At 64.7% G+C, this 14069-nt stretch carries 12 protein-coding genes; 4 read left to right on the forward strand and 8 right to left on the reverse strand.

Annotated elements, in window-relative coordinates:
* Positions 1-157 precede the first annotated feature (157 nt).
* Together CURSPS6_RS01505 and CURSPS6_RS01510 are read left to right on the forward strand one after the other, a co-directional pair.
* Complete coding sequence (locus tag CURSPS6_RS01505; RefSeq protein WP_082469917.1) at positions 158-1219, forward strand: glycosyltransferase; 1062 nt, start codon at positions 158-160, stop codon at positions 1217-1219.
* Positions 1216-2271: a glycosyltransferase family 2 protein gene (locus tag CURSPS6_RS01510; RefSeq protein WP_030013588.1), complete on the forward strand. Its 1056-nt coding sequence runs from the start codon at positions 1216-1218 to the stop codon at positions 2269-2271. The genes CURSPS6_RS01505 and CURSPS6_RS01510 overlap by 4 nt, the downstream gene beginning before the upstream one ends.
* On the opposite strand, the gene CURSPS6_RS01515 is transcribed toward CURSPS6_RS01510, so the two are convergent.
* From CURSPS6_RS01515 to CURSPS6_RS01545, 7 genes are all read right to left on the reverse strand, one after another.
* A complete protein-coding gene (locus CURSPS6_RS01515; RefSeq protein WP_051687505.1) occupies positions 2268-2948 on the reverse strand; it encodes a nucleotidyltransferase family protein in 681 nt (226 codons plus the stop codon). The two genes, CURSPS6_RS01510 and CURSPS6_RS01515, sit on opposite strands and share 4 nt — an antisense overlap.
* The gene (locus CURSPS6_RS01520) at positions 2945-5821 is read right to left on the reverse strand and encodes a molybdopterin-dependent oxidoreductase (protein ID WP_082469921.1); all 2877 of its coding nucleotides are present in this window, start codon (positions 5819-5821) and stop codon (positions 2945-2947) included. The genes CURSPS6_RS01515 and CURSPS6_RS01520 overlap by 4 nt, the downstream gene beginning before the upstream one ends.
* Positions 5818-6771 carry an FAD binding domain-containing protein gene (locus CURSPS6_RS01525; RefSeq protein WP_035809999.1) on the reverse strand — a complete coding sequence of 318 codons (954 nt, stop codon included), beginning with the start codon at positions 6769-6771 and terminating at the stop codon, positions 5818-5820. Before CURSPS6_RS01525 ends, CURSPS6_RS01520 begins: the two co-directional genes overlap by 4 nt.
* Positions 6762-7994, reverse strand: a complete 1233-nt coding sequence (locus CURSPS6_RS01530; RefSeq protein ID WP_030013593.1) for an XdhC family protein — start codon at positions 7992-7994, stop codon at positions 6762-6764. The genes CURSPS6_RS01525 and CURSPS6_RS01530 overlap by 10 nt, the downstream gene beginning before the upstream one ends.
* A gap of 455 nt (positions 7995-8449) precedes the next feature.
* Complete coding sequence (locus CURSPS6_RS01535) at positions 8450-9661, reverse strand: nucleotide disphospho-sugar-binding domain-containing protein (RefSeq protein ID WP_160319765.1); 1212 nt, start codon at positions 9659-9661, stop codon at positions 8450-8452.
* Complete coding sequence (locus CURSPS6_RS12605) at positions 9658-10293, reverse strand: VC0807 family protein (protein WP_160319766.1); 636 nt, start codon at positions 10291-10293, stop codon at positions 9658-9660. The genes CURSPS6_RS01535 and CURSPS6_RS12605 overlap by 4 nt, the downstream gene beginning before the upstream one ends.
* Complete coding sequence (locus tag CURSPS6_RS01545; protein WP_030013597.1) at positions 10290-10877, reverse strand: TetR/AcrR family transcriptional regulator; 588 nt, start codon at positions 10875-10877, stop codon at positions 10290-10292. The genes CURSPS6_RS12605 and CURSPS6_RS01545 overlap by 4 nt, the downstream gene beginning before the upstream one ends.
* Before the next feature lie 76 nt (positions 10878-10953).
* On the opposite strand from CURSPS6_RS01545, the gene CURSPS6_RS01550 reads away from it, so the two are divergent.
* Positions 10954-11412 (forward strand): hypothetical protein, encoded by a 459-nt coding sequence (locus tag CURSPS6_RS01550; protein WP_030013598.1) that lies wholly within the window; start codon positions 10954-10956, stop codon positions 11410-11412.
* A gap of 195 nt (positions 11413-11607) precedes the next feature.
* Here the strand turns inward: CURSPS6_RS01550 and CURSPS6_RS01555 are convergent, their stop codons facing one another.
* On the reverse strand, positions 11608-12327 hold the full coding sequence (locus CURSPS6_RS01555; protein ID WP_030013600.1) for a glycosyltransferase: 720 nt from the start codon (positions 12325-12327) through the stop codon (positions 11608-11610).
* 432 nt (positions 12328-12759) lie between these two features.
* Here CURSPS6_RS01555 and CURSPS6_RS01560 point away from each other — a divergent pair, with 432 nt between their 5' ends.
* Positions 12760-13935, forward strand: a complete 1176-nt coding sequence (locus tag CURSPS6_RS01560; RefSeq protein WP_030013601.1) for an epoxide hydrolase family protein — start codon at positions 12760-12762, stop codon at positions 13933-13935.
* The last annotated feature ends 134 nt before the right edge of the window (positions 13936-14069 follow it).

Here is a 14069-nt window from a genome sequence, read left to right on the forward strand (position 1 = left end):
CCATGACGGACTGCTACCCTCTTACGGAATACTTTAGAGTATATTGTTACGGCATAGATTGGGCCAAAACTGGCCCGCCAGGGGGAGAATACTAGTCGTGAAAATATTGCATCTGTCCGGTAGTGCGCGGGGTGGGGCCGAGCTGCAACTACTTCACATGCTGGAGGAATCGCAAGACGACCCGGACATTGAACATTCGGTTTTCCTTTTAAGGCCCGGGCCGCTTCAAGACAATTTCACATCTTTAATACCCACCATCACTTCGTCGAAATCTCGAATGATGGATGTTCGCTTTATTCGTCAGTTCGTGAGAACTCTTCTGGACTCCCGACCAGACGTGGTCCACGCGTGGGGACCGACCCCGAACCTGTGGGCTCCCCTGCTGAGCCGCATCGCGCAACTGTCCCCGTCCTCGCTCAAGCGTCGCTACCGGCCCCGGGTGATCATCGCCGAAGTCGGCCTCGACGAGTGGAAAAATGCGGCCTTCAAGCTCGCCGACCGCCTGTGCTATCTCTTCTCGGATGCGGTCGTCGGTAATGCGCGGGCCGTCACGGAGACGGCCATCGCGCGCGGCGCCCGTCGCCGGCAGACGGACACGGTGCTCATGGGGGTCAGCGTCCCCGGCATGGATGAAATCGACGAACGCTCGCCCGTCTCGGGGCGGGTTCTCATGCTCGGGCGGTGGGATTGGCGCAAGGGCCACGAGGCCCTCCTCGACCTCTGGCCCGATGTCCGCCGACGCGTTCCCCACGCCACGCTGGTGATCGCCGGCGCCGCCCATTCGGACGGGGAAAAGGCCCTGAAGGCCCGCTGCGAAGACATCGTTCGCGGCTATCAGAAGGACCCGGTGGTCGCCGGGTCGATCACCCTGCTCGACCACACCGACCCCGCACGCGCCCTTGACTCCGCCGAGGTGCTGGCCGTGAGCTCCAACAGCGAGGGCATGCCGAACGTCATTTTGGAGGCGTTTTCCCGTATGACGCCGGTCGTCGCCTTTTCGGTGGGTGGCGTTGCCGAGGCCTTGGGCGACGGTGAACGAGGGTGGCTGGTCCCCGCGGGTGAGCGGGACGCGTTCGTCTCGGCCCTCGTACAGGCGCTGAGCCGACCCGAGGAAGCCGGCCGCCGGGCCGGGGCGGCGCGGCGATGGGTCGAGTCCCTGACCTTTAAGACATCGATGAACCGATGGGTCGAGATCTACCACCGGGTGACCGGCCGATGATCCGCGACGCAGAGAACCCCACGCCTCCGAGAATTTCCGTCGTGACCCCGTGCCATAACGCCGTGGCGACCCTGGGCGGGACGCTCAGTTCATTGGTCACGGCGGATTACCCGGACCTCGAGATCCTCGTGGTCGACGATGGCTCATCGGATGCGAGCCTCCGCCTGGCGGAAACCTATGCCTCTCAGTGGCCCGCGGGACATCCGACCGGCACCTGCGTCAGGGTCCTGCGGCAGGACCGCGGCGGGGTCTCGAGCGCCCGCAATCGCGCGATGTCGGAGGCCACGGGCGATTTCCTGGCATTCGTCGACGCCGACGATATGGTCCTCCCCCAGTACTTTTCCGTGGCGATGAATGCTTTCGCGGCGGCGGGCGGGCTTCCGCGGGCCGGAGACCGGTCGGCGTCGCGCCTCATCGTGGTCAGCAATGCGCATCTGCTCACTCCCTCGGGCATTAACCCCGGCAGGGTGCTCCTGCGGGATCCTTTGCCGAGCGCCTCCCGTCAGCCAGGCAGCATTCTGACCAACAACATCGCCGGAATATTCGCGATTTTTCCCCGGGAATTGCTCGAGGAGGTCGGGTACTTCGACGAAGACCTCGATTACTGCGAAGACTGGGATTTATGGCTCCGGGCCGTTCGCCGGGGGTGGCGGATAGTGCGTCAGGACAACCCGACGGCCCTTTACCGCTGGACCGGACAATCGGCGTCCACGCAACGCGAGAACATGTACGCGGGGGAAGACGCGGTACTGCTCAAGGCCCTCGGCGATCCCGCCATGGGGCTGACGGCCGACGAGAGAATAAACGTCGAGCGACGCTTGGCCGCGGGTTCGCCGATACGGCTTTCTTCGGAGGCCGAAAATGCTTTTCGCCAGGGTGATCTGAAGCTCGGGGCCCGATTACTGCGGCAGGCAGCCCAGCTCGCGCCGTCTCAACGCAGGCTCCGCGTGAAATCCATCATTTCCTATCTCCCCTACGGAAGCGCGTGGCTGGGTAGGCGTCAGCGAATACTTGATGAACGGGTTGGTTTCACCCGGGAGATGACGCGCTAGCAGGCCTCGCGTCCCGACCGCGCGCGACCGACGTCGCCGTCCAGCTCCAGGGCGGTCGCCCAATCCTGCGGGGTGTCGATGTCTTGTCCGAAGCCGAGATCCGCACATTCCACCCCGTCGACGAGGTGGGCATGCGAGCGCATCCACGTCCGCGCGGCCTCGTCGCCGCAGGATAGCGCGGCCGCCTCGCGCGCGTGGGCGTGGGTCATCGCGACCGGATGACCGGGTTGTCCCTGCCACACCGCCCGGACGACGCGCCCCGGGCGCAACCCTCTGACCAGGCGGGTTAGCACTCCGGCCCCGACGCCGGGTTGGTCCACGAGCATGACGACCACCGGGGTCTTCGGGGTCGTCCCCGGGATCCTCCCTATGGCCGCGACGCCGGCCTTCCACGAGGCGGACATCCCGACCTCGAAGTCCGGGACCGGCACGGCGTGGCGCACCCCCGCCGGGCCGGCCGTGGCAAGCTGACGCAAAACCTGGGTGCGGGCGGGGCCGACGGTCGTGACCGGAACAAGACCGGCCTCTTGGGCGGCGCGGACGGCCCGAGCGACCAGGGTGGACCCGCCCCACGGGAGCAATGCCTTAGGGCCCGCCCCGAGCCGTCGCCCCTGGCCCGCTGCCAGGATCAACGCGCATCCGGTCACGGCCGGGTCGGCGAGCGGGCGCGGGTTCATGGGGTGCCGGCTTCCCCCGCGTACGTCCCTCCGAGAAGCCGCCCTGCCTCGGCGAGCGCGGCGTGGATCGCGTCTCGGGTCATGGGGGTACGGGTCAGCCGGACCCCCGTGGCGGCGTGAATCGCGTTGGCGAGGGCCGGCGCCACGGGGTTGAAGGGAGATTCGCTCATGGATTTGGCCCCCTGCGGCCCCAACTCGTCCGAGGTCTTGGCGAAATAGACCTCGGTGCGGGGGACGTCGGCGAAGTTCGGGGCCTTGTACTGCCGGACGATGTCCGTGACCGCTTTCCCGGTGTTCTCGTCGACGATCACCTGCTCGTAGAGTGCGGCGCCGATCGCTTGGGCCACGCCTCCCTCGATCTGACCCCGGCACTGGTGCGGGTTCATCACGACCCCGGCGTCGGCGGCGTGCACCGATTGGAGGATCCGGAGCTCCCCGGTGGCCATGTTGACCGCGACGCGGAAGGCGTGCACGTTGAAGGCGACGGATCGCTCGGAGCCGTCCCAATATCCGTGGGCGGCGGGCGGCTTGCCCGTCCTTTCGATGCATGCGTCGCGGAGCCGGTCCAAGGCCACGGAACCGCCGTCCGTGACCGCCTCGTCGCCGCGGATCGCGACCGCCTCGGGAGCGACCCCGAGATGTGCCGCGGCCATGCTCCGGAGGTCTCCGACCAGCCGCTTCGTCGCGTGGTCATTGGCGCGCCCGGCGATCGTGGTGCCCGTGGAACCGAACGCGCCGGTGTCGTGCTCGACGACGTCGGAGTCGGATTGCACCAGCCGGATCCGGTCCGTGGTCGTGTTGAGGCGGCTCGCGGCGAGTTGGGCGTGAACCGTGGAGGTGCCGTTGCCGAATTCAGCGGTTCCGACCTTCAGCCGGTACGTGGCCGCGGGACCCAGCTCGATCTCGACGTGGGCGATGTGACCCCGTGGGGGCGCCGTGGCGATCATCGCGACGGCGTGGCCGTCCCCGAATCTCCACTCGTCACCCCAGTCCTCGGCCCCGCCGGCTGCCTCTTTCTCGCGCCAGCGCTGTTGGCCACGACGCAGCGCGTCTTCGGTCAGGCGCAGGCACTGGTCCAGGCCGTAGCTGCCGATCACCAGATCCTCTTCGGGTTCGTCCTCGACGCTGAGCATGGGGTCTCCGGGGCGGATGATGTTGTTGTGCCGGAAGCTCAGTTCCGAGACCCCTAGCTTCGCGGCGAGGGCGCTCATGGTGGACTCGACCGCGAAGATCATCTGGCTCAGCCCGTACCCTCGGAAGGCGCCCGAGGGGATCGTGTTGGTGTACAGCGAGAGGCCGTCCACGCGCTTATTCGGGGCGTTGTACACGGCAATAGACTCGCCGACCCCGTGGAACAGAACTCCTGGCCCGTGGTTGCCGTAGGCGCCGGTATTGGCCCGAACGTCCACCGCGAGCGCGGTCAGCTTGCCGTCGCGGTCGGCGCCGGCGCGGACCGTCATCCGGAAGGGGTGCCGAACGGTGGTCGCGGTGAAGGTTTCCTTCCGGGAGAGCTCGATGCGGACGGGCCGCCCGGTGGCCATGGTGGCCAGCAGGGCGATGTCCTCGCACAGCACTTCCTGTTTCCCGCCGAATCCGCCGCCGACCCTCTCGCAGTAGACCCGGAGCCGGTCGCGGGGGAGGTCGAAGAGTTGGCCGAGCGTCCTCCTGACCAGGAAAGGTACCTGCGTGCTGGTGCGGAGCACGTATCGACCGTCGGGTTCCTGCCAGGCGATGCACCCGTGGGTTTCCAGGGCCATGTGAGAGAGCCGCTGGGTGTGGAAGGTTTCTTCGCTAGTCACGAATGATTCTGCGAGGGCCCGGTCGACGTCGCCGATCTCGTGGTGAACCTCGGCGACGACGTTCGGGTGTGAGCGTCCCGCGGTCGCCTCGGGCGGGTCCTCGGGGTGGATCACGGGCGCGTCGGGGGCGTCGGCCCGCTCGACGTCGAAGACGGCCGGCAGGTCCTCGTAGGTGACGGTCACTCGGGCGACCCCGCGTTCAGCGGCGCGTTGGGACTCGGCGATGACCACGGCGACCCGTTGGCCGTAGTAGCGGACGACGTCGTCGAGCACGCGGGTGTCGGCCGGGTCGTCGGCGAGCAGTTCGTGTTGCGCGGTCGAGAAGCGCCGCATCGGGGCTTCCCGATGGGTCAGGACCTTCACCACCCCGGGTTCCCGGAGGGCTTCTTCGGTGTCGATCGCCAGGATTCGCGCGTGGGCCCGGTCGGAGTGGACCAGGGCGCCGTAGAGCATCGGGCTCGGCAGCTCGCCGGTGTCGAGGTCCATGGTGTAGCGGGCGGTTCCGGTGACCACTCCGGGGCCGGCGAGCGCGCCGGTGCTGGATCCCACGCCCTGGTGGCCCGGGTCGAGGTTGGTGTGTCCGGCGACGGCGTCCTCGATGCTGCGGTATCCGGTGCATCGGCAGATGTTCCCCTTGAGGCTTCGGGGGAGGTCTTTTCGGTCGGCCTCCGACATTCCCGCGACGGTGCACACCATGCCGGCGGTGCAGAATCCGCACTGGAAGCCGCCCGCGTTGAGGAAGTTCTCTTGGACGGGGTGGAGGGATTCGGGGGTTCCGAGCCCCTGGACCGTGATGACGTTTTTGCCGACGATGCGGTGGGCCGGGTAGAGGCAGGAGTGGACGGGTTCGTCGTCCACGAGCACGGTGCAGGCGCCGCAGTCGCCGCCGTCGCACCCCTTTTTGACGCCGGTGGAGCCTTGGTCGCGCAGCCAGGTTCGCAGGCATTGACCGGGGGCGGGGTCCACCGGGAGGTTTCGGTGGTCCACGACGGCGTGGTGGGGCGCGGTGTGCGCCTCGGGCTCAGGGGCGTTCCCGGGGCCGAGCCGTTCCTGGGAGGGGTGGGTCGCGCTCATGAGGTGCTCCGAATCATCGTGATGTCTCCGGTGGGGCGGGATGCGGGCGCTGTGCCAGTGGAGGTTTCGGGGAAGAGCTCCGCGAGGATTTCCGCGGCGAGCCGGTGGGTCATGGCCCGACGCCACGTGGGCGAGCCGTGGATGTCGTCGTGCCATTCCCCCGCGGGGACGGATTCCTCGATGGCCTGGTGCAAGGCCGCGAGGGTTTTTCCGCCGCCGGTGGGGAGGTCGACGACGTGCGGTCGGCGGGTCGAGGCGGTGATGACCAGGCGGAGCGTGTCACGGTCCAGGCGTCTGCCGATCAACAGGGCCGCCGATCTGCCTTTTTCCGTGAGGGAGATGCGGCGGAAGGCGCAGTCCTGCCGTAGGGCCTCGAGCGGCACCCGGAAGCCGCGGATGAGTTCTCCGTCGGTCAAGACGGTCGCGGCCTCCCCCACGACGAGTTCCGCAACGGGTACGGTTCGGCGGATTCCGCCCGGCCCCCAGAGCTCGGCGACGGCGTCGAGGCCGGCCAGCAGGGAGGTCATGGGTCCGGCCGGTAGCGCCGTGGCGACGTTGCCGCCGATGGTGGACAGGTGCCAGATCTTCCAGGAGGCGACGAAGGAGTCGCAGCACGGCCGGAAGAGGTCGAGGCCGGGCAGGGGCCGGAGGGGTTCGTGGGTCGTCTGATCGGTCCCGCCAGCCGCGTCGGCGCGGTACGGGAAGGCGTAGACGTCGGCGATGCGACAGGTGGCGGCGATCTCGAGGCCGGCGGGTTGGCCGTCGGCGGGTTTCCAGGTCAACGGTTCCCATCCGGCGTCGGTGATGTCGAGCAGGCGGGTCGGTGGTCCGTGGGAAATGTCGGTTCCGTAGGAATACAGGACGGTGCCGCCGGCGAGCCAGCTGTCCCCCGGGCGCCAGTCCTCGGGGTCGGAGGTCATCAGGACGGCGTCGACGCAGGTCATGTCCATGAGACGGTCTCCTTGCGCTGGTGGGCGGCGTGTACCGGGCCGGAGGTGTTCCGCAGTTCCGGGATTCCGTCGGAGGTGGCCCGCCCGTGGGTCACGGCCACGAGTTCCGCGAGGACCGCGATGGCGACCTCTTGGGGGCTTCGCGCGCCGATGTCGAGTCCGATGGGTGAGTGCAAGCGCGCGAAACACTCTGGAGGGAGGCCGCCGTGGATCAGTTCCTGGGCTCGGCGCTCGTGGGTGGAGCGGGACCCCATCGCCCCGACGTAGGCCAGGTCCATGCGTAGGGCCTGGTCGAGCACGGGTAGGTCGAAACGGGGGTCGTGGGTGAGCATGATGACGGCGGTGCGGGAGTCGATCCGGCCCGCCTCGCGCTCCCGGGCAAAATGGTCGCCGGGTCGTGCGACGATGACGTCGTTCGCACCCGGATGCCTGGCCCGGGTCGCGAAGACTTCGCGGGCGTCGCACACGGTGACCTGCAACCCCAGGAACGATGATGCTTGGGCGATCGCCGAGGAAAAGTCGTTGGCGCCGTAGATGAGGATTCTGGCCTGTGGCCTCCGGGACTCGACGAACAGGCTTCCCGTGGTGGGGCATTCGGGGACGGTCTCGTCGCGCGTCTCGACCACGCCGCATCCGCCGCGCCGCATGATTTCCTCCACCTGCACGGCCGCGCGTCCGAACGATGCGGCGGCGGATTCCGGCAGGGACTCCGTGACGGCCAGGGCCACGGTCGGCAATTCGCTGGCGGAACCTGCCGGGGCCGGTTGACCGGTTTCTTCCGTCAATTGCCCGTTGCGGATGGCGACGTGCCGCGGAAGGGGTCGGATCACCACACCGTTGTCGACGGCTTCCCCGGAGGCGACATCCGACTCGGCGGAGGCGCCCAGTAGCGACCGCATGGCGTCGGCCAAGGATGCGACGGGTTCGATGACGACGCTGATGTTTCCGCCGCACATGAGCCCGACCGACAGACCGTCCTCGTCGCTGATCCCGAACTCGCAGATCATGGATTCGCGGTCGGCGATGCAGGTGAGGGCGGCGTCCACGACGGCGGACTCGACGCATCCTCCGGAAATGGAGCCGATGGTCAGCGCGTCGTCTCGGACGGCCATGGAGGTGCCGATGGGCCGTGGGACGGACCCAGAGGTGGCGATGACGGTGGCGATGGCCCACCGCTCGGGGGTTTCTAGGGTCGAGGAATATGCGTACAGCCGATCCAACACGGGGCTACCTGTCCTTTCTGTAGCGCCCGGTAGATAGCCCAGCTCATGGGACTCGCCATAGGCAATGCACTTATTTTAGATCACAATTTTTGGGCGTGGCAAGGGTCATGTCAGGAACGCGCAGGTCTTACCACCTGTCCGGCAGTCGACCACGATTCGAAGAATCATTGGTTCATTTTTTAACTATAATCAATACCTCACCTATCCCGACGTGGAGGACTGCACGCGTATTCAGGAGGTGAGCCGTGCCGAAACCCAACCCTTTCCAACGAAGCTCGTATCGTTCGTGGTTCACCCCCCCCCGACCCTCAATTCAGGACTCTTCGGCCAAGTATTCGCAGTCACTCCGCCGGATTTGCAAGGACGCGTCATGTCGACGTGCGCCGTCGGGGCGCTTGGCGTGGTCCTTTTGGCGACGTCGCAAGCGGTGCGGTCCATACCTCGCCCGTAAGCGGTCAGGGCTGAGGCAGGTTCTCCGAGGTAGCGCTATCGTCGGCCACACGTTCGACTTGGTCGGCTCCCTGACTTCCCGCATCGATGCCCTTCAGGCCGCGGGACCACATTCCGAGTCGCCCCCGAACCTCTGACCGGTCCACCCGGTCGACGGCGTCACTCACATCCGCCGCGGTGACGCCGGGTTCCAGCATCTCCCCTAGTCCTAGCTCCACGACGCGCCGGGCAACCGCCCTCTGCTCGCTCGTTTGGGGAATGCACACCATCGGCACGCCGAAGGCCAGGGATTCCTGCACCCCGCCCATGCCTGCGTGGGTCACGAAGACGCGCGCGGCAGCGAGGGCCGCGAGCTGATCCACCTGCGCGACGACGTCGACGAGGTCGGTGGGCGTCGGGCCGCCCCTCATGCCACCGGTCGCCAGGAGACCAGCTCGTCCGCCACGCTGAATTCCCTCGACGATCGCTCCGAAATCCGCAAGGCGGTTGGTGAAGGCCGTGCCGAGGGACGCGAATACCTCGTGACCGGTGGTCGGCATGGGCTCACCCTCCACGACCGTGCGGGTGCACAGACCCGGACCCGTGAAAACGTAGCCCAGCGGGAATGTTTCCGCTGCGGGCTGGAATGAGCGCGCCACGGCGACGATCGCCGTCTCGCAACGGGCCAGCACGACGTCGTCCGGGGTCAGCTCGCTCACGCCCCACCGCTGCGCACCGTCCGCCAACGCGGTGCGCAGCGCGTCGTTCGACTCGTGGGCGGGATTGAGGATCGTGGCCCGCTCCAGGTCGCCGACCAGCGAGAACACCTGGTTATAGGCGAAAGAAGGGAAGAACTGGACCGCCCGGCATCCGAGACGTGCACCCAACACGTGAGCCGTGGGATACGTGGTTCTGTCATAGACGAGCACGTCGGGGGCCAATATTTCCATGCACGGTAGGACCTGAGGAATCACATGATCCGCTTCGGCGAGGAGAACGAAAGGTAACCAGCACGCATACTCCGGACCTGGTGGCTCACTGGCGGGCCGCGGCGCCAGGGTGGAGCGGTAGGCCTGGTGTTTGGCGCCGGTCTTCCGGGCGGCCCAGCCGAAATCCACCGGCACCACGTAGGTCACGTCGTGGCCACGGCGCACCAGTTCCGCGGCCAAGTCCAGGGTGGGGTTGACGTGCCCGGTCGACGGAATCGTCAGGATCGCAACGCGCAAACGACGGCTCATGCCCGCAACCCGTGACGCGCGGTGTATGGGAAGAACCAGCCCAAGAGCCCCACCAGCATGATGACGTACTGGATGTTGGTGGCCGCGGGAACGACGTCGACCGGGAGGGTGTAGGCGATGAAGACCCTCACGACGGCGTCGAGCATCAGCACCGCGCCCACAACGCAGCTGACGAACCGGAGGTCGTGACGGAAGCGCAGGTCCGCGTGCCACCGATGCTCCCATTCGTCGGCGGAGCGATTACCCTTTTTCGCCAAGGCGATAGCCCGCCCGAGGTGCAGCATGAACGGGCGAGCCATCCAGAGCGAGAAAATGATCCACAGGCCGAGCATGCCGGTGAGCCAGCCGTCTTTGGCGAAAAACAGGCGGGCGTCGCCTTCGAGGTACGCAATGACCGTGCCCACCACAAAGAGGCTGAGCACGACGAGGCTCATGACATCCACACGTCCTCTGACTAACGAAAAGATGCTTCTCGCCGCCGGGATCGCCCCCGATACCACGGACGCCATAAGCACCGAGGCACCTTGCGACCGCATCGCGTAGAACACGACCAGCGGAAGGACGACATCGACGACAAGCTGAACGATCAGGCGGCGACGGGGCATCACAGCCTGGTTTCCGGTAGCGCTCATGACTGAACCTCCACCGTGGTGGCGAGGCGGAAGATCTCGACGAGCTCTTCGGCATGGTGGGCAAGGTTGGCCCGGTCGATTCCGGTGGCGGCGGCGTCAATGGCGGCGCGGAGGGTCACGGCCATGACCCGGTTATCGAAGTGTCGCATCTCCCCCGCGGCCTGGCCGTCCGTAAAGAGTTGCTCGAGAAGACGAACGGAGGTGTCCCCCTGGGTCTGATCACCTTCGGCGCGAGGCAGATTCGCCACGATCTGGACGGCGGCAATCGCGCAGGTGGGGTTGGTCTCCAGGAAGTCCAGATTGCCCAGGATGTAGGCGGCGAGCTTCTCCTGCACGGTCATGGCCGCCGCGATGCGCGGATGCATATGGGCCTGGGCCTGCTCAACGACGTAGGCGAGGGCCTCCGTCATGAGGGCCTCGCGGTTGGTGAAGTGGTACGAGATCAGCCGGGGGCTGCTGAGGCCGCCGCGTTCGACGATCTTGGCAAAGGAGGCTTGGTGGTAGCCGACCTCCGCGACGACGTCGACGGCGGTCGCGATGATGTGGGTACGGCGCTCGACGGCGCGCTGCTGAGTAGGAGGCATGGTTTAAAATTATCCATGCAGATAACTTTTTGCAAGGGCCGCTACTCGTGGCGGCCTGTGGCCCGCACCCTTGGTTATGGCCACCACGTCGGTTCCGGCATTCTCCGTGTCCGCACCGCTTCTATCTGAACTCAGCACGTCATGGCACGCTCGGACCTATGGATTCCAGGGGCGTTGCGCACCGGGATTCAATTTTCAGCCAAATCTAGACTTCCCCACCGATATTTTCATCGACGGCGCGGCATCGGGTTTTGGATTCCGCGCGAGCAACTCCTCTCCGGAGGCCACCGTTACCCTGAATTTCATCGAGTTCACGTTGGCGATGCCTCAGGGATATATCGAAACCATGCGACTGACGCATGGCGACTATCGACTCGCCCAAAGATCATCCACTGAATACATCGATGGCGTCCCTTTCGACGTCTTCATCTTCCGATTCACGGGTCAGTCCGTTGCGTCAACCGCCGACTACAGTCGGCCGGGAAGTCAGATCACCATCTCCATCACCACGCCGAATACGTGCATTCCGCAATAATTTTCGTACTTCAATTACATCTCCTCGAAGTACTCGATGGATACCGGTTTTCAGGGTTTCGAGGACAGCGGCTGGCTCAAGACGGACATGACGAGGCAACGGGAGAGATGACCCCGGCCCAGTCTGCGGGGCCGGGGTCACGTTTGACTATTGATGCGACTGGTTGCATAGCGAGTTCAAGATCCTCACCATGCCTTAGCGGCCCACTCGGGCGACGAATCGTCGAATCCCGTAGGCAATATCCAGCAACTTCCGCGTCGCACGCTGTTCACACCCGAAACGGTCCAGGTAGTGAGTCGGTTGATGTGCGAAATACCAGCGTTTTTCTTCGCGCCCCATCGCGAGGAACTTCGGAGCGCCCGACGTGACGGACATGTCCACGTCGATGCGAATATTTCTCAGCGTCCAATTCCGTCGGGTTTGGGAGTGGAATATCCAGTCGTCCCCGTAAAACACCTTGAGGTTCTCGGGTATGGGAACGTAATTCTTGGTGGGCATGACCATGGCCACCCCAAAAGCGATTCCACGTTTATACGCGGGGCTGGCCGGCACAAATTTTCGGATTCCGCCCGGCGAACCGGTCACGTGATCCTTGTTCAGCCCCACCATGCCCACTCGACCCGTGCGCAATAGCAACGCCGCCCGGGCGAAAAAGTCTCGACCGAGGACGATGTCGTCATTGAGGATTGCCAACCACGGGAACCGCGCCTGTTCCGCGCCCAGATTCCACGCCGGGTTGACGAAGATGTTTTCTGCCTGGTTCAGGATGCGAACCTTCGGACTCGCAAAGACCAGCGGTTCCGGGGCGTTATTGATCACGATGATCTCCCCAACCAGATCGACGGCATCCAGGCTGGCGACCAATCTGCCCAATTTTGGTGATTTTTGCAGGGTAGGAATGACGACGCTGAACATCGGGGCTCTCTCGTGGCATTGTGGGGTGAGGCTCGCGCTCCGGGAGGATCCAAAACTCGTGGGCCCCTCCTAGAGGAAGTGCAGCCCGATCTATAGGAACCTATGTGAAACATTCCCATGAAACCCACCGGGGGCCGAGCATCGCAAGTCCCCACCTCCCCTGGGGCCCAAGAACTCACAACCGAACAGGTCCCGTCACGATGTTTGATCACACGATGTGTTCGCATTTATAGGCGAAAACCGTCGTGTCAGCGAGAAGGGTTCACACCATCGATCTCCCGGTCTTGTACGCGCTTACACCCCGCCATGGCCTCGACACCGTCTCAGAAATCGATGACCAGACACTGTTCTTTACAGATCCCTTTTAGGATGGGATATACCACCCGCGAGCTCAAACCGTCTTCTGAATGCGTCCCCGAAAGTAGCCCCTTGATGACATCTCAAATCGACACCATAAAACCATTTGAGCTTCATATCGACTCCCGTGATCTCGAGGATCTACGAACACGGTTACGTATGACGAGATACCCGGAGGCGGCGACCCGCCCGGGGAATTCTGCTCCCATCGACCGATGGGAGCAAGGTCCGCCGCTCGAGGAAGTTCGTGCCCTCGTGTCTCATTGGGCCACCGACTATAGTTGGCGGGCATGCGAAGAACACCTCAACCAGGTGGGACAGTTCAAGACCGTGATCGACGGTGTCGGCATTCATTTTCTGCACCGGCGATCTCCGCGGCCCGACGCCACTCCTCTGCTCATTACCCACGGCTGGCCAGGCAGTGTCATTGAGTTTGCTCACCTGGTAGATGATCTTGCGGAACCCATCGACACGGAGGCACCGGCCTTTCACGTGGTAATCCCTTCACTTCCGGGATTCGGTTTCAGCGACAAGCCTGAGAACACGGGTTGGGGTACCGAAAAGATTGCCAGCGCCTGGGTCGAGTTGATGGACCGTTTAGGTTACCCCCGGTTCTTGGCTCAGGGAGGGGACTGGGGAGGGGTCATCACGACAATCCTCGCCGGACGATTCCCGGATCACGTGATCGGCATCCACAGCACCTTCAACGAGGGGCCGGTGGGTCAGACGAAGAGCGGACTGACTAGTACCGACCTCGAGTGGGTCGTACACACTCAACGATTCCAGAAGAACCACACCGCCTACGCCAAGGTGCAGGCAGATCAGCCACAGACAATGGGCTACTCGCTGGTGGACTCTCCGGTCGGTCTCTTGACATGGATTCTGGACAAATTCTTCGAATGGACAGACACCAAGAAGAGCCCATTCGAGTCCATCCAGAGAGACGCCTTCCTCGATAACGTGTCTATGTACTGGTTCTCCGCCACGGGCGCCTCAGCTGCCCGAATCTACTATGAAAGTTTTGGATCGCTTGACCCGGAGCTCACGGTGGATGTCCCGGCCGCGATCACCACCTATCCACATGACATTGCTAAGACGCCGAGACCTTGGGCGCAGAGACGTTACCGAAATATTGTTCACTGGCAGACGCCTTTATCCGGAGGCCATTTCCCATCACTAGAAATGCCACAGTATTTCCTTGGTGACGTCAGGAAGGGGTTAGCTATCGTGTTGAATGCGGCGAGACAGTAGGGCTGGGAATTTGCCATCTGACGACTTGTCGTGACCCTTCATCACGTTAGACCAGCCACGTAGCGACGGGCCGTCCCAACTGTGGAACACTCTTCGTATGAAGCTCGCCGCCATCCACCCGCCACAAACCCCTG

This window comes from Curtobacterium sp. S6, from assembly GCF_000710345.2.
Taxonomy (GTDB): Bacteria; Actinomycetota; Actinomycetes; order Actinomycetales; family Micrococcaceae; genus Rothia.

Coding starts and splice junctions, on each gene's coding strand:
- CURSPS6_RS01505 (WP_082469917.1), top strand. CDS start 158: ATGCTGGAGGAATCGCAAGACGACCCGGACATTGAACATTCGGTTTTC.
- CURSPS6_RS01510 (WP_030013588.1), top strand. CDS start 1,216: ATGATCCGCGACGCAGAGAACCCCACGCCTCCGAGAATTTCCGTCGTG.
- CURSPS6_RS01515 (WP_051687505.1), bottom strand. CDS start 2,948: ATGAACCCGCGCCCGCTCGCCGACCCGGCCGTGACCGGATGCGCGTTG.
- CURSPS6_RS01520 (WP_082469921.1), bottom strand. CDS start 5,821: ATGAGCGCGACCCACCCCTCCCAGGAACGGCTCGGCCCCGGGAACGCC.
- CURSPS6_RS01525 (WP_035809999.1), bottom strand. CDS start 6,771: ATGGACATGACCTGCGTCGACGCCGTCCTGATGACCTCCGACCCCGAG.
- CURSPS6_RS01535 (WP_160319765.1), bottom strand. CDS start 9,661: ATGAGCCGTCGTTTGCGCGTTGCGATCCTGACGATTCCGTCGACCGGG.
- CURSPS6_RS12605 (WP_160319766.1), bottom strand. CDS start 10,293: ATGAGCGCTACCGGAAACCAGGCTGTGATGCCCCGTCGCCGCCTGATC.
- CURSPS6_RS01545 (WP_030013597.1), bottom strand. CDS start 10,877: ATGCCTCCTACTCAGCAGCGCGCCGTCGAGCGCCGTACCCACATCATC.
- CURSPS6_RS01550 (WP_030013598.1), top strand. CDS start 10,954: ATGGCCACCACGTCGGTTCCGGCATTCTCCGTGTCCGCACCGCTTCTA.
- CURSPS6_RS01555 (WP_030013600.1), bottom strand. CDS start 12,327: ATGTTCAGCGTCGTCATTCCTACCCTGCAAAAATCACCAAAATTGGGC.
- CURSPS6_RS01560 (WP_030013601.1), top strand. CDS start 12,760: ATGACATCTCAAATCGACACCATAAAACCATTTGAGCTTCATATCGAC.